The organism is Sulfitobacter sp. 1A12157 (assembly GCF_043557345.1).
Classification (GTDB): domain Bacteria; phylum Pseudomonadota; class Alphaproteobacteria; order Rhodobacterales; family Rhodobacteraceae; genus Sulfitobacter.
In genome coordinates this window covers 121,515-143,309 of the sequence record NZ_JBIFFV010000002.1, presented here as the reverse complement: position 1 = coordinate 143,309, position 21,795 = coordinate 121,515, and the positions used below count along the sequence as shown (strand labels likewise).

General features: G+C 63.8%; 14 protein-coding genes. 3 read left to right on the top strand and 11 right to left on the bottom strand.

Annotated features, from left to right (window positions below):
• The first annotated feature begins 42 nt into the window (after window positions 1-42).
• Window positions 43-1,632 (top strand): ATP-binding protein, encoded by a 1,590-nt coding sequence (locus tag ACGYLC_RS04590; protein ID WP_394421913.1) that lies wholly within the window; start codon window positions 43-45, stop codon window positions 1,630-1,632.
• 25 nt (window positions 1,633-1,657) lie between these two features.
• On the opposite strand, the gene ACGYLC_RS04585 is transcribed toward ACGYLC_RS04590, so the two are convergent.
• From ACGYLC_RS04585 to ACGYLC_RS04575, 3 genes are all read right to left on the bottom strand, one after another.
• Window positions 1,658-2,797: an aminotransferase class V-fold PLP-dependent enzyme gene (locus ACGYLC_RS04585; protein ID WP_394421911.1), complete on the bottom strand. Its 1,140-nt coding sequence runs from the start codon at window positions 2,795-2,797 to the stop codon at window positions 1,658-1,660.
• 73 nt (window positions 2,798-2,870) lie between these two features.
• The gene (locus tag ACGYLC_RS04580; RefSeq protein WP_394421909.1) at window positions 2,871-3,542 is read right to left on the bottom strand and encodes an amino acid ABC transporter permease; all 672 of its coding nucleotides are present in this window, start codon (window positions 3,540-3,542) and stop codon (window positions 2,871-2,873) included.
• Between the two features lie 79 nt (window positions 3,543-3,621).
• The gene (locus ACGYLC_RS04575) at window positions 3,622-4,431 is read right to left on the bottom strand and encodes an ABC transporter substrate-binding protein (protein ID WP_394421907.1); all 810 of its coding nucleotides are present in this window, start codon (window positions 4,429-4,431) and stop codon (window positions 3,622-3,624) included.
• A gap of 173 nt (window positions 4,432-4,604) precedes the next feature.
• On the opposite strand from ACGYLC_RS04575, the gene ACGYLC_RS04570 reads away from it, so the two are divergent.
• Together ACGYLC_RS04570 and htpX are read left to right on the top strand one after the other, a co-directional pair.
• Complete coding sequence (locus ACGYLC_RS04570) at window positions 4,605-5,261, top strand: GntR family transcriptional regulator (RefSeq protein WP_394421905.1); 657 nt, start codon at window positions 4,605-4,607, stop codon at window positions 5,259-5,261.
• Window positions 5,262-5,357: 96 nt separating this feature from the next.
• Window positions 5,358-6,281 carry a zinc metalloprotease HtpX gene (gene htpX, locus ACGYLC_RS04565; RefSeq protein WP_394421904.1) on the top strand — a complete coding sequence of 308 codons (924 nt, stop codon included), beginning with the start codon at window positions 5,358-5,360 and terminating at the stop codon, window positions 6,279-6,281.
• A 7-nt stretch (window positions 6,282-6,288) separates the two neighbouring features.
• Here htpX and ACGYLC_RS04560 read toward each other — a convergent pair whose 3' ends face one another.
• The 8 genes from ACGYLC_RS04560 to ACGYLC_RS04525 all read right to left on the bottom strand — a co-directional run bounded on the left by ACGYLC_RS04560 (window position 6,289) and on the right by ACGYLC_RS04525 (window position 21,779).
• On the bottom strand, window positions 6,289-7,332 hold the full coding sequence (locus ACGYLC_RS04560) for a siderophore-interacting protein (protein ID WP_394421903.1): 1,044 nt from the start codon (window positions 7,330-7,332) through the stop codon (window positions 6,289-6,291).
• A 61-nt stretch (window positions 7,333-7,393) separates the two neighbouring features.
• Window positions 7,394-9,490 carry a TonB-dependent siderophore receptor gene (locus ACGYLC_RS04555; RefSeq protein ID WP_394421902.1) on the bottom strand — a complete coding sequence of 699 codons (2,097 nt, stop codon included), beginning with the start codon at window positions 9,488-9,490 and terminating at the stop codon, window positions 7,394-7,396.
• A gap of 98 nt (window positions 9,491-9,588) precedes the next feature.
• Window positions 9,589-10,413 (bottom strand): ABC transporter ATP-binding protein, encoded by an 825-nt coding sequence (locus tag ACGYLC_RS04550; RefSeq protein WP_394421901.1) that lies wholly within the window; start codon window positions 10,411-10,413, stop codon window positions 9,589-9,591.
• The gene (locus ACGYLC_RS04545) at window positions 10,410-11,441 is read right to left on the bottom strand and encodes a FecCD family ABC transporter permease (RefSeq protein WP_394421899.1); all 1,032 of its coding nucleotides are present in this window, start codon (window positions 11,439-11,441) and stop codon (window positions 10,410-10,412) included. Before ACGYLC_RS04545 ends, ACGYLC_RS04550 begins: the two co-directional genes overlap by 4 nt.
• Window positions 11,438-12,433, bottom strand: coding sequence for a FecCD family ABC transporter permease (locus ACGYLC_RS04540; RefSeq protein WP_394421897.1), 996 nt, complete (start codon window positions 12,431-12,433; stop codon window positions 11,438-11,440). The genes ACGYLC_RS04545 and ACGYLC_RS04540 overlap by 4 nt, the downstream gene beginning before the upstream one ends.
• Before the next feature lie 5 nt (window positions 12,434-12,438).
• Entirely contained in the window at window positions 12,439-13,356 is a 918-nt protein-coding gene (locus ACGYLC_RS04535) for an iron-siderophore ABC transporter substrate-binding protein (protein WP_394422244.1), read from the bottom strand.
• Between the two features lie 189 nt (window positions 13,357-13,545).
• Window positions 13,546-18,660: a GEVED domain-containing protein gene (locus ACGYLC_RS04530; RefSeq protein ID WP_394421896.1), complete on the bottom strand. Its 5,115-nt coding sequence runs from the start codon at window positions 18,658-18,660 to the stop codon at window positions 13,546-13,548.
• Between the two features lie 530 nt (window positions 18,661-19,190).
• On the bottom strand, window positions 19,191-21,779 hold the full coding sequence (locus ACGYLC_RS04525; protein WP_394421894.1) for an ATP-binding protein: 2,589 nt from the start codon (window positions 21,777-21,779) through the stop codon (window positions 19,191-19,193).
• Between the last annotated feature and the right edge of the window lie 16 nt (window positions 21,780-21,795).

The window sequence follows — 21,795 nt, the reverse complement described above, 5'->3', positions numbered from 1 at the left end:
CTGTTCGCCAAGACAGATGCAAAGACCACGACAGAGGCAAATATGAACGACTTTTACAACGCTCTGGCGGATTTCGACGATCCGCTGCGGCAACTCTATATGCTTGCTGTCGAACCTGACCTCTCTGTCGAAGACAAGATCACCAAGCTTTTGCAACTGGGTACAGAGGCGCTAGACCTCGAACTTGGCATCGTCTCCCGCGTGGATCACCCGGTCTATGAATGCGTCTATGTCCATGGGCCCGATTGGGCGCCCGCCCCCGGCAGCACCTTCGACATCAATGGCACCTATTGCCTGCATACGCTTGGCAACGATGATGTGACCTCTTTTCATCATGCGGGCCAGCAAGAGATTTCGGCCCATCCCTGCTATCAGAACTTTGGTCTGGAAAGCTACATCGGGGCACCGCTGAAAGTTGGGGATGCGCTTTTCGGGACATTGAATTTTTCCGGCACTGCCCCGCGCCCCGCCCCGTTCAGCAAGGCGCAGATACAATTCGTTCGTTTCCTCGCCCGATGGCTGAGCAGTGAGCTGTCTTTGCAATCCGAGCGCCGCGCGCTGCGCGAACAGCGCGGGCTGCTCAAGGCGATGGTCGATGCGGTGCCCGAGGCCATCATCATGGCCGATCCCAACCGCCGCGTGGCCATGGTCAACCCGGCGGTGGAAACGCTGTTCGGCTACACCCCTGACGCGCTTTTGGGCCGGCAGACGGCGGTTCTTTACGAAACCCTCGGCAGCTACGAACGTATGGGCGAAGAGCTTTCAAACGCTGGCACGTCGAGCAAGGAGAGCGGCTTTACCGTCGCCTGCCGCCGGTCCGATGGTTCTACCTTCGAGGGGCAAGTCGCCACCGCCAAGGTCGAGACTGACCGCGGCGAGCATCTGGGCTATCTCGGCGTGGTGCGCGATGTCAGTGAGCAGCGCGAGTTTGAGCGCGCCAAGGACCAGCTTATCGCCACCGTCAGCCATGAGATGAAAACCCCGCTGACCGCGCTGACCGGGGCGCTGCGCTTGCTTGAGTTGAACCCGGACGATCTGCCGCCGCAAAAGCGCAAACTGTTGCAGCTTGCGATGCGCAACGCGCGGGCGATCGATCAGATGGTGGGGGATATTCTGGATGTCGAAACCCTGCGCAGGCCGGATCAATCGGGGTTCTCCGAACGCCCCTTGGCGCCGCTCTTGGCGCAAGCCTCGGAGACCTTGGTCTCCTACGCGAAAGAGCGCGGCGTGGGCTTGGAAATGACCCCCTCCGAAGCCCCTGCCCCCCTGTTGCGGCTGCACGAAGGGCGGCTTACGCGGTTGTTGTCGAACCTGCTGTCGAACGCGATCAAAGCCTCGGACGAAGGCGGCACGGTTCAGCTTGGCCTGTCGGAGGATGGCACCGGGTTCTGGGTCAAAGACCACGGCAGCGGCCTGCCTTTGGAACTGCAACCGGTTCTGTTTGAGCGGTTTTCCCGCGGTTCCAGCTACCGGGTCGAAGAGGGGCACGGGCTGGGCATGAGCATTGTCAAAGCCATTGTCGACCAGCATCTCGGGGAAATCCGCTTTGAGACCGCCGAGGGCGAAGGCACGACCTTTTTCGTGGATTTCCCGCCGCTCGAAGGGCGGCCGGATGCGGTGGCCGCCTCCTGACGGCGCACCGCGGCCCCGGCGAGCGTCAGGTCAGAAAAGCCTCGAGCGCGTGCAGCGTGCGGTCGATCCCGGCGGCGGTGGTCAGCACCCCCGGCGACATGCGCAGGGTCTGGCTGCGGTTGTCGACGTAGATCTCCAGCGCCGCCAATTGCGCCACCACATCCGCCGCATCTATGTGATCGGGCAGAACCACCATAAGGCTGCCGCCGCGCTGGTCCGGGTCCGCCGGGCTGGCAAGGGTCAGGCCCATCCCCTCAAGCCCCGCCTGTAGCTGCGCGGTCAGCTTGCGGTTATGCGCCGCCAAGACTTCGGTGTTCTGCCCCATGCGCCACCTCATCGCCGGCAGGCTGGCCACCGCAGGAACGGTCGAGGGTGTGCCACTGTCGAGCCGCCGAATGTCGGGCGCGAATTCGAAAGCGTCCAGATCCCAAGAGAACGGGTTGCCTTGCGAGAACCAGCCGCGCATCTCGGGCTGGCACTGCGGGATCAGATCGGCATCCATATAGACGATCCCCGCCCCGGGCGTGCCGCACATCCATTTGAGGCTGGTCGACAGGGCGAAATCGACACGCGGCGCGGTCACGTCATAGGGCAGCAGCCCCACGGCCTGCGTCATATCCACCCCAATGAGCGACCCCATCTTGCGGCCATGCGCCACCAGTTGCGGGATGTCCAAGCGGTGCGAGGTCGTCGAGCTGACCCATGTGAGCAGGGCCAGCGCCACCTCCTCATCCCAATGGGTGATGATGTCTTCGGCCTCGACCCAATGCCCCCCTTGCCGGATCGGCACAGTGTTCAACGTGAAACCAAAACGCTTCGACAGGCCGGTAAGGAGGAAATGCAGAGAGGGGAAACCATCCTCGGCCACCAAGACTTTCTTGCCGCGCAGTGTGCCTTCGGGCAGCGCACCGATGACGGCCATCAGCCCGGTGGTGACGCTCTCTGTCGTGGTGACGGTGCCCTTCGGCGCGCCGATCAACGCGGCCCAGAGGTCGATGAACTGCTGGCGTTTGGGCAGGACATCGGCCCATTGATCGCCGTTGGGCGCGGCCCATGCATCGGTGAAATCGGTGAGCCCGGCCAACATATCCGCATGTTTGCCGGGGTATTGGCCGATGGAGTGATAAAGGAGATAGGCGTCGCCCGTTCCTGTTTCTGTGGACATTGTAATCTCCGTAGGGTGTTGGCCGCGCAAGCGCGCGGGGCGGTAGTCTTGTGGGAGTTCGGACAGCTTCGGCTCAGCGGTAGCCGCGCTTGTAATGCTGCTCTAGCCAGCCGGTGAAACGGACCATCGGCCAAAGGATCGCGATATAGATCAGCGCGGCTAGCAGCAGCGGTGTGGGGTTGGCGAAAAGCGCCTGCGCGTCAGTGGCCTGTTTCAGAAGATCATCCATCGCCACGACCGAGGCCAATGAGGTGTCTTTCATGATCGCCACCGCATAGGAGGCCAGCGGCGGGATCATCATGCGAAACGCCTGCGGCAGGATCACCTTGCGCATGGTGGTAAAGAAGGACAGGCCAAGCGCATCGCAGGCCTCGAACTGGCCGCGCGGCACGGCTTCGACCCCGGCGCGCACGACCTCTGCCGTATAGGCCGCGAGCACCAGCGCCAGCGCAATGGTCGCCCCCACGAACGAGGAAAACACGATGCCAGCGAAGGGCAGCGCGTAGTAGACGAGGATCAGCACCACCAGCACCGGAATGGCGCGGAAGATATCCGTATACAAAACCGCCAGCAGCCGGAACGGCTTGGCCGCATAGAGCCGCACCAGACAGACCAGCACGCCAAGGATACCGCCAAAGAAAATCGCCGAAGCGCCCAGCAGAATGGTGTTGAGCAGCCCGCGCATCAAGATCGGGAAAGCGCGGCGCATCACGTCGAGATTGAAGAAGATGTCGATGATTTCCATGGCGCAGTCCGTCAGTTTGATCGCGGGGGCGAGCCAAAGGCCGCAGGCAAGGCAGCGCCCCACCCACGGCCCCAAGGCATCAGTCAGCCGAGGTGGGCACCGGCAGAGGGGTCACCGCAAGGCTGCCTTCGGCAGGGGCCACGCCAAGCCATTTTTCATAGAGCGCCGCCATGGTGCCATCCTCTTTCATCGCAGAGATCGCATCGTTGACCGGCTCCAGATGCTCAGAGCCCTTGGGCATCATGATCGCGAATTTATCGCCCGTCGGAATCTCGACCGAGACCTGCAAGCCCTGCATCGTCGGCTGGGCAAAAGCGTAACGCAGGCTGACGATATCGTTCACCGCCGCGTCGATCCGGCCACTGCGCAGATCGGTCAGCATATTGGCGGTGGTGTCATAGCTGGCATAGGATTTATAGCCGAGCTCATCCTCCCGCTCCTTCAACCAATTCTCCGGGAAAGAGGTGGCGATGGAACCGATACGCTTGCCCTCCAGCCCGTCGAGGTCGGCAATCCCGGCGTCGGTCTTGGTGCCGACACCCAATGCGCCCGAGAAATAGGGCTGCGTGAAAGACTGCGCCTCAAGCCGCTCCTCGGTGATGGTGAGCGAGGAAATCACCGCATCCACCCGGCCCGAGGCGGTGGCCACGAAAAGCGCGCGGAAGTCGTAGCCGCTGATCTCGGTCGTCTTGCCAAGCCGGGCCGCGACCTCATTGATGATGTCAACCTCGAACCCCTCAAAGGTGCCCGCTTCGTTCTTGAACTCCCACGGCGGGTTCGCCGGGTAAGAGCCGATTTTCAGCACATCCTGCGCCATGGCAGAGACGCCCGACAGTGTCGTCAGCGCCGCGACGGTGAGGCCAGCGATCAGATTATTTTTCAGATTCATGTTTTGCTCCCTGTGAACGCCCCCGCGCAGCGCGGCAAGCTTTCCCCTATTGGCTGCCAGTTTTCGTATACGAATTCAATTAAATTTTACAAGTACGCAAACTTATACCTAGCCATACGGGCATTTGTTGCGCATGTTTGGCGTGCAATCGCATACTTTTTAATGAGGTCGGAATGCCCCGCTCAGCTAAGCGCCATATGAAAGATCAGATCTACGACATCTTCCTCGGGCGCATTCAGCGGGGCGAGATCAACCATGGCGACCGCTTTGTCGACACCGCTGTCGCCGAAGAGTTCAACGTCTCTCGGATGCCGGTGCGCGATGCGTTGATGCGCCTGTCGCATGAGGGCTACCTCGACAGCACGACGCGGGGCTTCACCCTGCCCAACCTGTCGATGCGCCAGATTTGCGAGATTTTCGAGCTGCGCCGCTTGTTGGAGCCGCGCGCCGCGGCCCTCGCCACCAACCAACTGACCGGCGAGGACATCGCCACCCTGACCCGCGCGGTGGAGCAATCCGAGCGCACGTTAAAGACCGGCGATATCGAAAGCCTTTATGCCGCGTCCGAAGACATCCGCCGCACATGGATCATGGCCGTGCCCAACATCGAGTTACGCGACACGATCCTGCGCTACATGGCCCAGATTCAGGCCGTTCGCATGGCCACGCTGCGCGACGCGGTCGCGCATGAAACCCTTGTGGAATTGCAGCGCGACATGTTGCGCGCCTTTACCGCCCGCGATGCGGCCAAGGTCGAGCTTTTGCTGCTGCGCTACGTTCTGGCCGGAGAGGACAGCTTCCTGCGGCTGAAAGCCAGAGAGCAGGCGTAAACCGACGAAGCGACCGACCCTGCCCGCTCAACTTGCCTTGCACCGCGCCGAACCTGCCCCATATCTCTTTGCAAAGGACAACCGCGAGAGACCAAGATGGGCTATGTAAAGACAGCGATGCTGATGGCGGCAATGACCGCGCTTTTCATGGGGGTCGGCTATCTGATCGGCGGATCGGGCGGCGCGCTGATCGCGCTGGTGGTGGCGGCGGGGATGAATGCCTTCACCTGGTGGAACTCCGACCGCATGGTGCTGAAGATGCACAATGCGCAGCCCGTCTCGCCGGGGGACCGCGCGGGGCTCTACGCCATGACGGCAGAGCTTGCGCGTAATGCGGGCCTGCCCGAGCCCAAGGTCTATCTGATCGACACGCCCCAGCCCAACGCCTTCGCCACCGGGCGCAATCCGGCCAATGCTGCCGTGGCGGTGACCAAGGGGCTGATGCAAAGCCTCAGCCGCGAGGAACTGGCGGGCGTCATTGCGCATGAACTGGCCCATATCCGCAACCATGACACGGCGATCATGACCGTCACAGCCACTTTCGCCGGTGCAATTTCGATGCTGGCAAACTTCGCGCTGTTCTTTGGCGGCGCGCGAGAACGGATGGGGATGATCGGCACGCTGATGATGATGCTCCTCGCCCCCATGGCCGCCGCGCTGGTGCAGATGGCGATCAGCCGGACCCGGGAATATGCCGCCGACAAGGCGGGGGCCGAGATCTGCGGCCAGCCGCTCTGGCTCGCCTCGGCGCTTGAGAAGATCGCCATGGGGGCTGCGCGGATCGACAATCACGCGGCAGAGCGCAACCCGGCCACGGCGCATATGTTCATCATCAACCCGCTCCACGCGCATAAACATGACAATCTTTTCGCCACGCACCCGGCCACGGAGAACCGGATCGCGGCCCTGCGTGCGATGACCTCAAACCCTGCGCCCGCAAAGGCGCAGAGCCCCCGCCCCACCGCCAGTAGCCGCATCCCGAAAACCGGCAGACGCCGCGACGCGGGGCCATGGCGCTAGGCCGCGCTTAGCCCCGCCGCCAGTAGGCGGTGCAAATCTGGCGGGTTTTATCCATGCCAAGCTGGGTTTTGAAATGCCCGCGCAATTGCTGCGCGTTCTGGAACTCTCCGGCGAAAAAGGCATAGCCCAAACCGTCATCCGTCAGCGCCTGCGCATGGCCAAGCACTTCGGCCTCGAAGGTGGCGGGCGGCAGGGCATGGACGCGCAGCTTGGTCTTGGGCAGGTAGTCGCGATAGGACACGCCGCGCGGCAAAGCTGCCACCACATCGCCCACCGCATCCTCGGGCAGCCGCGCCAAAAGCTGCGCCACGGCGGGCAGCCCCGTGCCGTCGGCGGCAAGGAAATAGGATGAGGCTTCGGGCAAGGCGCTGATGCCCACCGGCCCCATCGCACCGATCCGCTGCCCGGCGTGGGCGTTCTGCGCCCATTGCGAGATCAGGCCGGATCCGTGGCGGACCACGTCGATATCGACCTCTTCGCGCTCGGGGCGGATGTTCTTGAGCGTGACGTAGCGGGCGTGCAACTCATCCGCACCCTTGGGCCAGACCGGCGCCCCATTGGCGCCCATCACCGGCCAGACCGGCGTGCGGCTGGCATCGCGCGGCAGGATCAGGCGCAGATGAATGCCCTGCGGGGCAAGTTCGGCAATATCCGGATAGTGTAGGGTAACGCGCTGCATCCCTTCGAACAGGATTTCGCTGTTCAGCACTTCCAGCAAACGGAAGTTCTGCGGCATCTCTCCGACCTCCTGCGCCACGCCCTGCCAGCGGATGCGATCGGCCAGCGCGGGGTCGAATTCCGCCACATGATGGACCATGCCCTCTTTCGAAAATTGCATGGCGTTTTCGCTGGGCGCCTGGAGGCTGACCTCCAGCCCACGCGGGCAGAGATCAAACGCCACCCGGTAGCCGTCTTGCTCGAACACATGGCCCGTCGGCCCCTTGGCGCGGAAGGCCATGCCGTGATCATCGACAAGATGGGACAGGATTTGCGACAGCAAATCCTGCGGAGCGTCCATGGGGATGGTTGTCTTGGCTTTTGCGATGGTCATCTGCGGCTCCTCTCGAGGTAAAGAAAAGCGCGGCACACGAGGGTGGTGCCGCGCTCTAGGCTCACCAGCTATGGGCCAGCTTCACGGTGACTTCACGGCCGGGGCTGTAGAAGTCAGCGTAGAAACCGCCGTAGGAGGTGTGCTTTTCGTCGAACAGGTTGGTGACATTGGCCGACAGGGTGGTCTGATCCGACAGGTCGTAGCTTACGGCCGCATCCACCACGACAAAGCTGCCTGTCTCGCCCGCGGTGTTGCTGTCGCTATAGTAGTAACCGCTGTTGAACCGCGCGCCCAAACCGACGGTCAGATCACCGCGGCCAAGGTTTTCCCATGTCCGGCTGGCCCAGATCGAGGCGACGTTTTCCGGCACGAGAGCGGGGCGGTTGCCGACGTTGCCAGCGGTGCCGTTCTCTTTGATCTCGGCATCCAGATAGCTGTAGGCGGCGGTGAGGGTATAGGCCCCCATCTCGGCCTTGGCTTCCAGATCAAGGCCGCGCACGCCGATCTCACCGATGGTTTCGGGCAGGTTGGTCGCAGGGTTGGTGCGGGTGATGTTGCTTTTCGACAGGTCATAGACCGAGGCCGTCAACAGCGCGTTGGTGCCCATGGGCTGCCATTTGGTGCCCAGTTCGAACTGCTCCCCCTCTTCCGGTTCGACGCCAAGGCCCGCTGGCACGACCGACTGCGCGTAGTTCCCAAAGACCGACAGGTTGGGCTTGATCTTATAGGTCAGACCCACGCGGCCTGTCGTTTCGCTGATGTCGTTGGTCTGCACCGTGCCGGCAAGGTTGTTGGTCTCGGTCACGTCGATCCAGTCGTGGCGCAGCCCGACGGAGGCGATGAACCGCTTGTTCCAGTTCAGCTCTTGCTGAAGGTAGAGCGCCTTGCCTTCCGTCTGGGTGTCGAGATCGGCATAGATCGGCACGCTGGTGGGGCGGCCCGTGTAGGTGGGATTGTCGCGGTCAACCGACGGTGCCGGGCCATAGAAGCGTTGGTCAGACTCGTCGGACCAAGAGAATTCGACCCCCGCCGTAGTGGTGCTGGCGGCCCCGCCGAGGAACCCCTCATAGGTCAGATGCAGATCGGAGATCATGCTCTCGCTCGTGCCATCGCTGGCAAAGTAGGCCCGGTCCACCGTGCTGTCATTCGGGGTTCCATCGCTGACATAGGCATAGCCGAAGTCATCGGCGCTGTCGCTATAGCGCAGGGTGCCGCCAAAGCTCAGCCCGTTGCCAAAGTCATGCGCGCCCAGAACAGAGACGGTCGTCCGCTCCGTCCCGCGGTAGTTGTAGTCAGGCTCACCGTAGAACACATCGCTGCGGTCGAAATCACCGCCCGCCGGGAAACCGCCGCTGCCGGGCACGGAATCGCGGTTAAGGTGATCGACGATCACGGTCAGTTCAGAGGCATCGGAGGGGCGCCATGTCAGGCCGCCCATCGCGAAAATCTCATCGTTCTCGGAATAGGGATACTCAAGCTCGCCATTGCGCAGCAGACCGGTGAAACGGTAGCTGAGCGTGCCTTCCTCATCCAGCTTGTCGCCGAAATCGACGCCAGTTTCCAAGCTGCCGTAGGAGTCTACCGAGGTATAGACGCCGCCAAAGCGCTCGTCGCGGGGGCGTTTGGAGACATAGTTGACCGAGCCGCCGGGATCGGACAGGCCAAAGGTCGAAGACGACGCGCCCCGGATCACCTCGACCCGCTCATAGGCGAAAGGCTCTTCACGGACGGCGCCAAAGTTCGCGCCCAACGTCAGCCCATCGCGGTAGGTATAGGCCTCGAAACCGCGCAGGATGAAATAGTCGAACCGGTCGTCCGCGCCATAGCTGTCGGTGCTGGCACCAGCGGTGTAGTTCAACACCTGCTCCACGCTATCCGCGCCGCGGGCTTCGATCTCGCGGCTGGTGATGACCGAGACGCTGGCCGGGATGTCGATGATCTCACCCGACAGTTTGCCACCGCTGCTGATCTCGCTGGCGACAACCGTTTCGGCATCCGCCGCGCCGGAGGTCTGCGCCTCGGCTTCAAGGATCACATCATCCAATTGGTAGGCCTCTTGCGCGTAAAGCGTGCCCGGCACCAGCGCCGTACAGCACAAAAGCGCCGTTTTGAGAGAGCCGCGCCCCAGTTGCAGAGGAATGAATTTGGAAGAGGACATGGCTGTCTCCGTAATAACCTAGTGAACCAGTCGGGATTCCCTTACCCCTAAGACACGGAGGAGACCAGAGTCAATCTGACTAATTTAGTCAGTTATTTTTAGGCCGCGGCATTCTTGCGCGGCGGCCCCACCTTGTGACGCCCGATCGGCACCATGCAGGGGGTCTGCGAGACCGGGTCGCTGACGATACGGCACGACAGGCCAAAGACGGTTTTCACCAATTCCTCGGTCAAGACCTCGGCAGGCGGCCCCTCGGCGCGGATGCCGCCGTCGCCCACGGCGATCAGGTGATCGGCATAGCGCGCCGCAAGATTTAGATCATGCAGCACCATGACGATCGTCGTGCCCTTCGCCATGTTGAGATCGACCAGCAGGTCCAGCACCTCGACTTGATGCGCCACGTCCAGAAAGGTCGTTGGCTCGTCCAGCAGCAGAAGGTCGGTCTCCTGCGCCAAGGCCATGGCGATCCAGACCCGCTGGCGTTGACCGCCCGACAGGGTGTCGAGATCACGCTCGGCCAGTTCCTCGGTCCCCGTCGCGGCCAGCGCGCGGGCCACGGCGCGGTCATCCTCTGCCGACCAGCGCGAGAACAGCCCCTGATGCGGGTGCCGCCCGCGCCCCACAAGATCGGCCACGGCGATCCCCTCAGGCGCGATGGGCGATTGCGGCAGTAGCCCCATGACCTGCGCCAGCTTGCGCGATTTCATTTGGTGCACCGATGCACCATCCAGCAGAACCGCGCCGGACTTGGGCTGCAAAATCCGCGCCAGCGTCCGCAGCAGCGTCGACTTGCCCGAGGCGTTCCCGCCCACGATGGCCGTGATCTGCCCCGCCGGCACGGTGAGGGTCACCCCCTCCAAAATCACGCGCTTTTCATAGCCCGCGCCCAGATCGCGCGTTTCAAGACGGTGGTCGTGGGTCATAGCGTGCCCCCATTTCTATTAGCGCGGACGATGAGATACAAAAGGAAGGGCGCGCCGACCGCCCCGGTGACGACCCCCACGGGCAAGCGGGCGGGCAGCAGGAACTGGCCTGCGAAATCGCCCGCGATGACCAGCAAAGCCCCCACCAACCCGGCCCCCAACAGCAACCCGGTCGACCCCGGCAACAGCCGGGCCGCGATGGGACCAGAGAGGAAGGCGACAAAGGCAATCGGCCCGGTCGCAGCCGTGGCGATGGCGACAAGGCCGACGGCGGCCAGTGTCACCCGCAGCCGCGTGGCATCGGCGCGCACGCCCAAGGCTTCGGCGGTGTCATCGCCAAGACGCAGCACCTCCAGATCGCGGGCGGTAAGAGCCAAGAGCCCGCCGAAGACCAACAGCGCCCCTGCCACGGGCAGCGCTTGGACGAGTTGCATGCCGTTGAGGCTGCCGGTCAGCCAGCGCATCGCCTCGGCCCGGTCCCATGCGGGCGCTTCCAGCAAGACATAGGCCGTCACACTGTCGAGCATGGCCGAGACGCCGATGCCGATCAGGATCAGCCGCGCCCCGGCGGCCCCGCGGCGCGAGGACAGCGCCCAGATCATCGCCGCGACCCCAAGCCCCGCCACGACCGCGACGAGCGACACCAGCCACCCGTCGAGGGCCAGAATGACGATGGCAAAGACCGCCGCCGCCCCTGCGCTGGCGCTGATGCCAATGATGTCGGGGCTGGCCAACGGGTTGCGCAGCATGATCTGAAACGCCACCCCGCCCAAGCCAAAACTCGCCCCGGCCAGCAGCCCCATGACCGCGCGCGGCAGGCGCAGATCGGCCACCACGAATGAGGCATTGGTCCCCGGCGCCCCCGTCAGCGCGGCCCAGACATCGCCCGGCGGCAGGCACCCACGCCCGCAGCTGAGCGTGAGGAGCATAAGCGCGAGAACGAGCGCAGACAGTGCGCCCAGCACCTGTATACGGCGCGTCGCGGCAGGGCGGAAACGGCGGGGTGCGCTGGCGGTCACATCGCTCATAGCCCGCGCATCCCGTGATTGCGCACCGTCCAGATAAAGAAGGGCGCGCCGACAAAGGCCGTGACGATGCCCACGTCCAACTCATTCGGGCGGGCGATGATGCGGCCCATCACGTCTGACAGCCCCAGCATGGAAGCTCCCGCCAAAGCCGAAAGCGGCAGCACCAGCTTGTAATCGACGCCCGCGATCATCCGGCACAGATGCGGCACAACCAGCCCGACAAAGCCGATCGGCCCGCAAAGTGCTGTTGCCGTGCCGCAGAGGATCACCGCCCCCGCCGCCGCCATCACCCGGCCCAAGGCAACGCTCTGACCAAGGCCGGTGGCAAGTTCTTCGCCCAAGGCCAAAGCGTTGAGCACCCGGGCCGAGGCGAGGCTCAGCGCCAGCCCCACCAGCGCGAAGGGCAAGGCGGGCAAGAGGGTCTCGAAACTCGCGCCGCCGATGCCGCCGACCTGCCAAGATTGTACGGAGCCCGCGATGTCGTTGCGCGGCAAAACCACCGCGATGATGAAGGCCGAAACCGCGACGGAGGTCGCGGTGCCCGCGAGGGTCAGCTTGAGCGGCGTCGCCCCGCCCTGCCCTGCAGAGCCGATCAGATAGACGAAAACCGCCGTCACCCCCGCCCCGGCGATGCCAAGCCACAGAAAGCTCTGCGCGCCGCTGATATCGAACCAAGCGATGCCCACCACGACGAAAAGCGCCGCCCCCGCGTTGACGCCCAGAATGCCCGGATCGGCCAAGGGGTTGCGGCTGATGCCCTGCATCACCGCCCCTGCAAGGCCAAGCGCCGCGCCCGCCAGAACGGCCAGCGCCGTGCGCGGCATCCGCACCGCGACCGCCGCCGCGCCGATGGTTTCGATCCGGCCGGTCATCCCCGCCCAGATCTCGCTCCACGGCACGGCGCGCGCGCCCACGGTCAGCGACAGGCCAGTCATCAGCAGCAACAGGCCCAGCAATGCCGCAAGACCCGCCAGCCGTTGGGGGCGCTGCATTTGCATCATTCGCCGCGTGTGGCAGCGGCGCTCAGCCGCGCGAGGTAATCGTCGAGCACATAGTCGATCGACAGCGGCGTCGGGTTCGCGGCGGTGCCCATCGGGTCATTCGCCAGAAGCACGACCGAGCCGCGGGCGACCGCCGGGAAACGCGCAATCAGCGGGTTCTTGGCCAGTTCGTCCAACCGCGCCTGATCGCCATAGGTCACCACAGCGTCCACGTCCTCGAACAGGTCGATCCGTTCGGCACTCACCCGGCCCGAGTATTTCCCGGCTTCGCTGGCCTCGCGCACCGCTTGTGGTGTCGCCATGCCAAGGTCGGTCAGAAACTTCACCCGTTGGTCGGCAGCGGCGTAGAAACCGATGGTGCTAAGGTCACGCGGATCAAGGTGGGTGACGAACATGCCCGTCTTGCCCGCCAATTCGGGATGCGCCGCGCGGGCGGTCGCGATCCGCTCTTCGACCTCGGCGACCATCGCCTCGCCCTCCTCGGCCATGCCAAGGCCCGCCGCGTTCTGGCGGATCATCTCGCGCCATGTCGTTGTCCATGCCGCTTCGGGATAGGCGACGACCGGGGCGATGCGGCTGAGGGTTTCATAGTCCGACTGCGACAGGCCGGAATAGGCGGCCAGGATCACATCGGGCTGGGTGCTCGCCACGGCCTCGAAATCGATACCATCGCCCTCGTCAAAGAGCGTGGGCACCTCGGCGTCGAGCTCGTCCAGCCGGTCGATCACCCAAGGCAGCAACCCGTCGCCATCGTCATCCCCCCATGAGGCGCGGGCGAAACCGACCGGTACGATGCCAAGCGCCAAGGGCACTTCGTGATTGGCCCAACCGACCGAGGCCACCCGCTCGGGCCGCTCTTCGATGGTGGTTTCGCCAAAGGCGTGTTCAACGGTGACGGGAAAGTCCTGCGCCATGGCGGCGGTCGCGCCAAAGGCCAAGCAAATGAATGACAACGTTCTGAGCACCGCGGCCCCCTTTAATCCGATTCTTTTAGTAAACTATTGCCTGTTATGCCGCTGCGGGCGGGGATGCAACAGGGCAGTTCATCGGAGCACGGCTTCGGGCGGTGCCGGGGCGGCGTGCAAAACGGCCCCGGACTGGGGTTATTGGATGCTGACCGCGAAGGAGACGAAGCCCTGCGCGCCGGGTTGCAGCGCCCCGGTGCAGGACCAGCGCAGCGCCCCCTCATAGCCCGGCGCATTCGTCATGGGCGCGTCCAAGGTGCAGCTCACCCCATCGGCCAAGGCGACCGGGCTGGGCACCGCCGCCGCCAAGGCCGTGTAGGGCGGTGTCTTGTCGTAAACCACGATGTCGCGCGCAGGCACGGTGCCAATGGTCTCGACATAGATGCGGTATTCCAACACATCCCCGGCAGCGGCGCCGTTGCTGATCCCCTCGGGCGTGCCGCGCGTCACGTTGCGGACGGTTTTGGTCAGTTTCAACGTGCCCTGCGCCGCCTCCACCACCAGCCGGTCGGTGTTGACGTTTTGCTGGGCAAGCCCGCTGGACCCATAGCTGGTGTCGGCGACCAGATCAAAACGATAGGTCGATCCCTGCGTCGCCGCGCCCGAGGCGGTGACCCGTGCAAGGACACAGATCAGCCTGCCCGCCTCGGTGGGCAATGGCCCCGTGATCGCTTGGTCCGGCGCGCCGTCGCAATCCGTATCCTCGTAAAGCGCGGTCGAAAACGCCCCTGCGGGGGCCGCGGCTTCGGCGGTGACGCTGAAGGTCACGCGTCCCGGGGCCGAGGCGATATACTCATGCCGCAGCGCCAAGACCTGCCCGGCCCGGATCGTCTTGTCCTGCGATTGGTTCAGCCGCGCCGCCTCGATGAGGCCGAAGTCGAGCTTGGCGTAGGTGGTGCCCGCCGCGGGGGTAAAGGTAAGGCGCCCGTCATGGGGATCGCCGTTCACCAGGCCGGGCAAGGCCGCGCCGCCGCCCTCGGAGACATTGAGCAGACCCGCGCCGGGCTGGGCCACCACGGTGACGGCGCCGCTATACCCGTCCGGCAAGGCCGCGCGCCATGTGCCGTCCGCCGCCAGATCGGCCGTTGCCAGCAAAACGCCATCCGCGTCCAAGATCTCGACCACGGCGCGGTCCGTGCCCGCCTCGCCCGTCTGCTGGGCCCCATCATAGGCGTCGGTCCCCGCCCCGATGTCAAAGAAGACCACACCAGAGAGCACCGGCCCGTTGGAGCGCCGGGCCACGCGGGCTACCGCCTCGTCATCATCGGCCAGCCCATCGCCGAGGTCATCCACCAGCGCACCAGTGCCGGGGTCGCTGTCGGGGTCGGCCAGCGACGCGCCGATGATCTCGGCCTGATTTTCCGTGGCGCCTTCGCCCTGCATCGTGACGCGGATGGTCAGGCTGTGGCTGCTGCCAGAAGGCACGTCGCCGAGCAGCCACAGACCGGTCGAAGCCTTATAGCTGTCGCCCTGCGCCGCCGCGTCGTCAGAGACATAGGCGAAGCCATCGGGGATGAGATCGAGCACCCGCACATCCGAAGCGCTGCCGGGGCCGCTGTTGGTCAGGGTCAACACGAGGTCAAGCGCCTCTCCCACCGTGGCCTCTGTCGCGGGGCTGGCGTCCGCCGCGCGCAGGATGGTTTGGGTCAGGGCCAAATCGGCCTCGGTCGGCAGATTCTCGAAACCGAAGTCAGAACTGACCGGGCTGCCGCTGCCCGCATCGACGGCAAGGCTGGCGATCGGGTTTCCGGTGGTCAGGGTGAGGCCCGCCGGTATTTCGGGGTCGGCCTCATCCACCTCGACCAGATAGGCGCGCGCCGGGTCGAGGTTGCTGAAGGAATAGTCCCCCGCTGCATCGGTTTCGGTCACCGCCACCTGCGTATCGTCGGCCCGGTCGCCGGGCGTGCCTGCATCGTCGAAAAGCGTCACGGTGATGCCCGCGGGCAGCGTGGCCTCTGCCCCATCGCGGCTGCCGGACCTGTCGGCATCCTCATACAGCGTTCCGCCGATCCGGCCCTGTGGCAACAGGTTGACGAGGGTCACGAGGTAGTCCTCAACCTCCCCATCGAAGTTCAGACCGCTGAAGGGGTCTTGGGTCAGGGCGCTGGAGGTCGACCAGCGGATGCGGGCATAGGTGGTGCCATTGCCCACATCGACAGGCACGGGAATGTTCAGGCTGATCTGATTGTTGAATGCGCCATCCGTATCGCCCAAGCCCCCATCGCGAAAGTTGATGGCCACCTGTTCGACCGGATCGAAGACATTGTTCTGGTTGAAGTCGATCCAGAGCTGAAGATTGGTGATGCCTTCGGTCACCGGCAGGCCAAGGGCCAGTTGCGCGCTGAGGGTTTCATGGGTCTGAATGGTCAGCGGCACGATGGTGCCCGCCTCAAGCACCGGGAACTCGGCCACGGAATCCTCATCGTCGATCCCGTCGAGGTCGTCGCCATCGGCATTGGCGCTGAACATGCTCTCGGTCTCGGAATCGGGGAGGCCACCGCCAAGGTAGATATCCGGCACGATGATATGGCGCGGCTCACCATAGCTGGCGGGGGCATCGCCCCGGTCCACCAGATCGGCGGCGGCGATGATGAGGGAGTAATCCTCGATCTCGCCATCGACGGCAAAGCTCGCCACCGGCAGCCCGGCCTCGGAGGAGTAGCGGAACCGCGCGAAGGTGGTGGAGGTGGTGGCATCGCTGGGCACGGTCACCTCGATCTGGATCACGCCGTCGCCCGCCACATCGTCAAAGCCGGTGCCATCGTCGCGCAGGTCACGGGCGATGTTCTCACCGAAAGACCCCTCGAAGACACCGTCGCCGTTAAAGTCGATCCACGCCTGCAGGTAGCCCGCCCCTTTGACCGGAATGTTGAGCGTGCTGATCATCCCTTGGGTCATCACCGGAAAGATCACCGCGTCTTCGTCATCGCTGTCCAACAGGTCGTCCGCCGTGGCCGAGGCATCGGATTGCGCCACCAGTTCGATATCGGGTGGCACATCGCCAAGATAGACCTGCGGCGTGTCGCTGACCCCATGCGAGGCGGTCAGGTAAGAGATCGGCGCATCGCCGAAGTCGACCCCGAGACCATCGAAAACAGCGACCGTGACCTGAGCCCTGTCGCATTGCGTGGGGTCAATGCTGTCGCAAAGCTCATAGTCGATCAGATAGGTGCCCGAGGGCACCCCCGGCGGGACGATCACCTGGCCCGCATCCGCGCCTTCGGTCTCAAGCACGGGCACCGGATCGCCACTGTTCTGCGGCAGGGTTTCGGTCAGAACCTCCAGCGTCGCGGTGGGGAACGCGGCGGGCAAGCCGTTGATCGTGTCGTTGGACATGACCTCTCCCGCCGTGCCGCCAAGCAGGCTGTTGAGCGGCGTCGCGGTATAGTCATCGTCGCCCGCCACCACGCTGGCCGAGGTATTCGCCACGGCGCAAAGTCGGATCGACGAGCCGCGGTTCGCGTCATTCAGCGAAGAGCCGGCATAACCGTGGATGAACTCCCCCTCGGTGAAAGTGCCGTATTCATAGGTGGCATAGTTGTCAAAGCCGGTCTCGTTCGGCTCTTCCGTCCAATTGGTCGGGTCACCGACCTTGGCGGGGTCCATCGTGATCGCCTGCCCCCCGGCAGGAAAACTGGCAAGGGGGGCGGTGTTGAAATACGAGATGCCATCGGGCGCAAGCAGCGGGCCGACCACATCCGAACTGTCATCCGATGTCCCGCGGCTGTCCACATCGGTCTGCTGAACGATCACGCCATTGATCCGGCTCTGCTCGACCGCCCGCCCTTCGGGGTTCGAGGGGGTGGCGCTGCCGTCTTCGACAAGGCGGAGCCGGTAGGTGACAAAGCCGTTGTCAGCGGGCGTCATCCGCGCTTCGAGAGAGCTGTTGATATTGACCGCGGTGGCATTGCTGATCTGGGTCGCTTGAAAGACGACATCCAGATCGTTGCCATTGATGTCGGTGGTGACATTATCGAAGACGAAGATGTCCGAGGTCGTCAGCGCTGCTGCGCTGCCCGTCCCGGCCAGTTGTGTGCGCGGCCGAGAGAAAACCGAGCGCGTCGTACAGGTTTGCGGGCCGGTGTCGGTGGACAAGACATTGGCGACGATATTGGCATTCTGCGGGTTGGACTGCAGGCGCGACACGAAAGGCGTGCCGATCGCGCCGATCCCCGCCGTGGCCGTACTGTCGACCGCCCCCGACAGGGCATCCGCCGCCGTCACGGTATATTCCGCCGTACAGGTCACCTTGCCCCCCGGTGCCACGGGTGCGGTGATGGCCGGGCACGTAACCGTGCCGACAAGACTGTCCTCGATCACCACATCCTGGTTCGGGTTGAAGGGCAACTCCCCTGTGTTGGTCACCTCATAGATAAAGGTGACCGTCGTGCCCTGAAGCGCGGAGAGCGGGCTGGTGAAACGTGCAAGGCTGATGGTCTGTTCGGTGGTAAAGTTCACAGCGGCAAAGATGCCAATCCCCCGCGCCCCCGCGTCATAGGGCAGCGTTACCGGATTGTAGTAGCTGCGGACCTCGCCAATACTTTCGTCGTACCAAATCTCAATCCTTGAGGTCGCATTGGGATAGCTCAGCCGGATCGAGCCGTTGGTATCATCGCCCGACCCGGGAGAGAGGAAGGCGCTGCCGTCGATGAACAGACATTGCGCCTCGTTCCCGTTCAGCAGGCCGGTATCACCAGACCCCGGCCCCGGGCCGACCACGACGGTGGGCGCCGGACCCAGTGTCGTGATGCTTGGGTTGCCGTTATCGCCAAAGGCCGTCACGAAATCGCACCGGTCCCCGGTGCTGTGGGTGTCGGTGGGATCCACATCGAGGATGTCGACGGTGAGATTGTCGACCTGAAACGCGACGCCGCCGGAACTGGCCGATACGCTGGCGGTGAGCCGGTCATCGCCGCGCCGCCCCGCATTCGGCGCGGCATCGCCCACGATGACAAGCGAATCGACACCACCGCCCAGAATATTCACATCGTCGGGGGTGAAAATCGGATTGCCCTGCGCGTCAGCGCTATAGGGTCGCAGATTGCCAGTGATCTCGACCGTTGTGTCGATCTCGAAACCATATTGGTCCGACAGGGTGCGCAGCAAAGGTCCGGCAAAGCCAGCGGGCCAATCGAAAGTGGACCAATCGATAGAGAAATCCCCGGCATCCGCGGGAGAGGAGGAGACGGCAAGCGCGGCGCAAACGGCGAGGGAGACACCGCGCAGCGCTTTTCGGCAAGGGAGACGTTTCACAATTCACCTTTCGGTCCGAACCGGAAAACCCGCGCAACGAGGCCCCCCGTGAGCATACGAACAAAAATCTACCGGACATTTATCGCGAATTGTTGGAGCCAATGCGAAGATGCGTCCGGTCAATGCGGATGCCACTGCGGATAGCGCGATATACTTACGGATAGGTGAAACAGCGCTGGCCAGATCGCCAAATGCGCCCCCGGTTTTCCCCCCGAGGGGAGGGACGGGGAAAACCGGTGGGGCGCATCGCTGCAAGGCTATCAGGGAGCCGCTCCCTGGGGTAGGGGAACGGGCAGCAGCTCCCGAGAAGGCCCGCGTCGTGAAGCATATTTTCAGGCGAAGCGGTTGAAATGAACCGGTTGCCAGCTTGGGACGCGGTCATTGTTCTGGTCAATGACGCCTTCGTGCAGACCCGTCTTTCGGCGGGCATACTTAAATATAGATCGCGTTTTGTCGTGTTGCATCTGAGCGGGGGTATAAACGCGCTAGACTTAAGGATAGGTTTCCGCCGCCCTGCGCAAGCAGGCTTGTCAGAGATCGAGCTGCGCCTTCATCGCCGCCAGCGTCGCGTCGCAGGTGGCGGGCAGCGCCTCGGCCAGCGCGCGCGCCTCTTCGTCCTTGCCGGTCTTGCAGGCGGTCTCGATCTCTTTGAGTAGGCCGTGCAGCCGGTCGGCACCCAGCATACCGCACATCCCGGCCATGGCATGGGCGCGTGCCTGTAGGTCAGGCAGCGCATCAGCGGCCATCAAGTCGGGCAGATCGGTCGCGACCTGTTGATCGAGCTTTTCCACCCGCTCGCGCAGTTTCTCCGCCCCCAGCAGGTCAAGCAGGTCTGCGATTTGTTGTTCGTTCAACAGGGGCCGTTTCGCGGATTTCGCCTGCACCGATGTCGGGGCGCTGGCCAAACGTTCGGGCAGAGCCTGTTCCGGCATCACCGCGCGCCCCGAAAGCTCGCGCAGCTTGGCGCGCAGCACCTTCATATCCAGCGGCTTTTGCAAGAACCCCGACATTCCGACCGCGCTGAACTCCGCCCGTTCTTTCGGCATGGCATGGGCGGTCACGGCGATGATCGGCGTGTCGCGGTTGGGGCCGTCGCCGGAGAGGATCGCCTTTGTCGCCTGAATGCCGTTCACCTCGGGCATGGAGATATCCATGAGGATCGCATCGAAGGGCGCGTCTTCGGCCAGGTCAATCGCCTCGCGCCCGCCGGTGGCGAGGGTGACATCATGGTCGATCTTCTCAAGCATTGCCTTGATCAGCTCGCGGTTGATCTCATTGTCGTCCACCAGCAGAAGGTTGAGCCGCTTGGCCGCGGTGGGTTCGGCGCGCTTTTGCGGGTCGGGGGCCGCGTCGCAGTCGATCTCGGCCAGATCGGCAAGCTCTACCGGCAGGCGCAGGGTGAAACATGTCCCCTCGCCCACGGTCGATTCGCAGGTGATCTCGCCCCCCAGCCGCTTGACCAGTCGGCGCACGATCCCAAGCCCCAGACCGGTGCCCCCGGTGCGGCGTTCATAGCGGCTGTCGAGCGAGACGAAATCTTCGAAAATACGGTCGATATCCCCCGCAGGAATTCCGGGGCCGTCATCCTCGACCTGCAGGTGGAAGACTTCCCCCTCGCCCGCCGATTTGGCGAACCAGCCGCGCAGGGTCACATCGCCGCCGGGGCTGAACTTGATCGCATTGCTCAGCAGGTTGACCAAAATCTGCTGGATCGCCCGCGGGTCCGTCACGATGGCTTTGTCATCCAACTGGGTCAGATCAAGATGCAGCCGGGTGCCACCGGCCTCGGCCAGAGGGTCCATCGTGTTGATGATTCCCGCCATCAACACGGTCATGTCACAGGTCTGACGCACCTGTTCATAGGTTCCCGCCTCGCTGCGCTCAATGGCGAGCACGTCATTAATATGGCCCAACAAAATCTCGCCCGAGGTCATCGCCGCATCGAGATAGCGCTTTTGCTCATCGTCGAGACGGTCATCTTGCAGCAGTTGCAGGGCCGATATCACACCATTGAGCGGCGTGCGCATCTCGTGGCTCATCATGGCGAAGAAACGCGACTTTTCCTGGTAGGCGTCAAGTGCTTCGTCCCGCGCGGCGATGATCTCGGCCTCGCGAAGGCGCTTTTCGGTGATGTCCCGAATATAGGCGATGAAGAGCGACCCCTGCCCCATGCGCGATTGTGACACGGACATTTCGACCGGGAAAACGCGCCCGGCGTGGTCGATCATCTCAAACTCGCGGCGGCCCTTGTCGGCGACCTCGGTCTCGCCGGTGCGACGGAACCTTTCAAGCCTTTCGCGGTGCACCATGCGGTCGGCCGGGGGGATCAACAGGCTGATATAGTCCCTGCCCACCGCCGCCTCATGGGTGATGCCGAAGATCTCTTCGGCGGAGCCGTTGAAATCTTCGATCTCCCCCTGTTCGTTGATGACGACGATGGCATCGAGCGATGCCTGAAGGGTGGTCGCAAGGCGCAGGTGATTTTCCTCGACCAGTTGCGAAGTGCGGTTCAATCGGCTGGCCTGCCGCGACAAGCGGTAGACCGCCCCGACCAAGGCAAGGGTGACGATCAAGACAATCGCCGCCATCACCTCAATCAGCCGCACGATCTCATGGCGTTCGTTCTGGGACATCTCGCTGGCAATGGCGATGGAGGCGAGGGCAATCTCGCGGGGCACGTCTTCGATGCTGCGCAACATGGCGTCGATATCGTCCAATGCCGCGATCAGGTCGGCATCAGACCCGTCGATCGCAGGCAGGAACCCATCCAGCAGAGCCCGCAACTCGCGGATTTTCGGCTTGGCCTTTGCATTGTTGCGCACCCGTTCGGCCAGCAGGACACGGCTATAGAAGATGTCGAACCGCTTGCGGAACTCGTCCAGCGCCTCGGGCGTGGCGGATTTCGCCTGCGCCAAGGCGCGGTCGGTCTTGAGGAATTCGATCTCGATCTGCGTAAAGACCCATTCGGCATGGTCTTGCTGCGCACTGTCGAGCGCTTGAATCCGGTCCCAGACGTTATAGGCCAGATAGGCGGCGATGCTCATCCCCAGCACGAGGATCAGCATCAAGACCTGTCGGCTTCTTGCGCGCGCGGGCCCGAATTCTCCTGCGTCGTTCATCCAAGCCCTCTGCGCC

What these genes read in the sequence shown, in the direction of transcription:
- ACGYLC_RS04590 (WP_394421913.1), top strand. Translation starts at nt 43, where the DNA reads ATGAACGACTTTTACAACGCTCTGGCGGATTTCGACGATCCGCTGCGG.
- ACGYLC_RS04585 (WP_394421911.1), bottom strand. Translation starts at nt 2,797, where the DNA reads ATGTCCACAGAAACAGGAACGGGCGACGCCTATCTCCTTTATCACTCC.
- ACGYLC_RS04580 (WP_394421909.1), bottom strand. Translation starts at nt 3,542, where the DNA reads ATGGAAATCATCGACATCTTCTTCAATCTCGACGTGATGCGCCGCGCT.
- ACGYLC_RS04575 (WP_394421907.1), bottom strand. Translation starts at nt 4,431, where the DNA reads ATGAATCTGAAAAATAATCTGATCGCTGGCCTCACCGTCGCGGCGCTG.
- ACGYLC_RS04570 (WP_394421905.1), top strand. Translation starts at nt 4,605, where the DNA reads ATGCCCCGCTCAGCTAAGCGCCATATGAAAGATCAGATCTACGACATC.
- htpX (WP_394421904.1), top strand. Translation starts at nt 5,358, where the DNA reads ATGGGCTATGTAAAGACAGCGATGCTGATGGCGGCAATGACCGCGCTT.
- ACGYLC_RS04560 (WP_394421903.1), bottom strand. Translation starts at nt 7,332, where the DNA reads ATGACCATCGCAAAAGCCAAGACAACCATCCCCATGGACGCTCCGCAG.
- ACGYLC_RS04555 (WP_394421902.1), bottom strand. Translation starts at nt 9,490, where the DNA reads ATGTCCTCTTCCAAATTCATTCCTCTGCAACTGGGGCGCGGCTCTCTC.
- ACGYLC_RS04550 (WP_394421901.1), bottom strand. Translation starts at nt 10,413, where the DNA reads ATGACCCACGACCACCGTCTTGAAACGCGCGATCTGGGCGCGGGCTAT.
- ACGYLC_RS04545 (WP_394421899.1), bottom strand. Translation starts at nt 11,441, where the DNA reads ATGAGCGATGTGACCGCCAGCGCACCCCGCCGTTTCCGCCCTGCCGCG.
- ACGYLC_RS04540 (WP_394421897.1), bottom strand. Translation starts at nt 12,433, where the DNA reads ATGCAGCGCCCCCAACGGCTGGCGGGTCTTGCGGCATTGCTGGGCCTG.
- ACGYLC_RS04535 (WP_394422244.1), bottom strand. Translation starts at nt 13,356, where the DNA reads ATGGCGCAGGACTTTCCCGTCACCGTTGAACACGCCTTTGGCGAAACC.
- ACGYLC_RS04525 (WP_394421894.1), bottom strand. Translation starts at nt 21,779, where the DNA reads ATGAACGACGCAGGAGAATTCGGGCCCGCGCGCGCAAGAAGCCGACAG.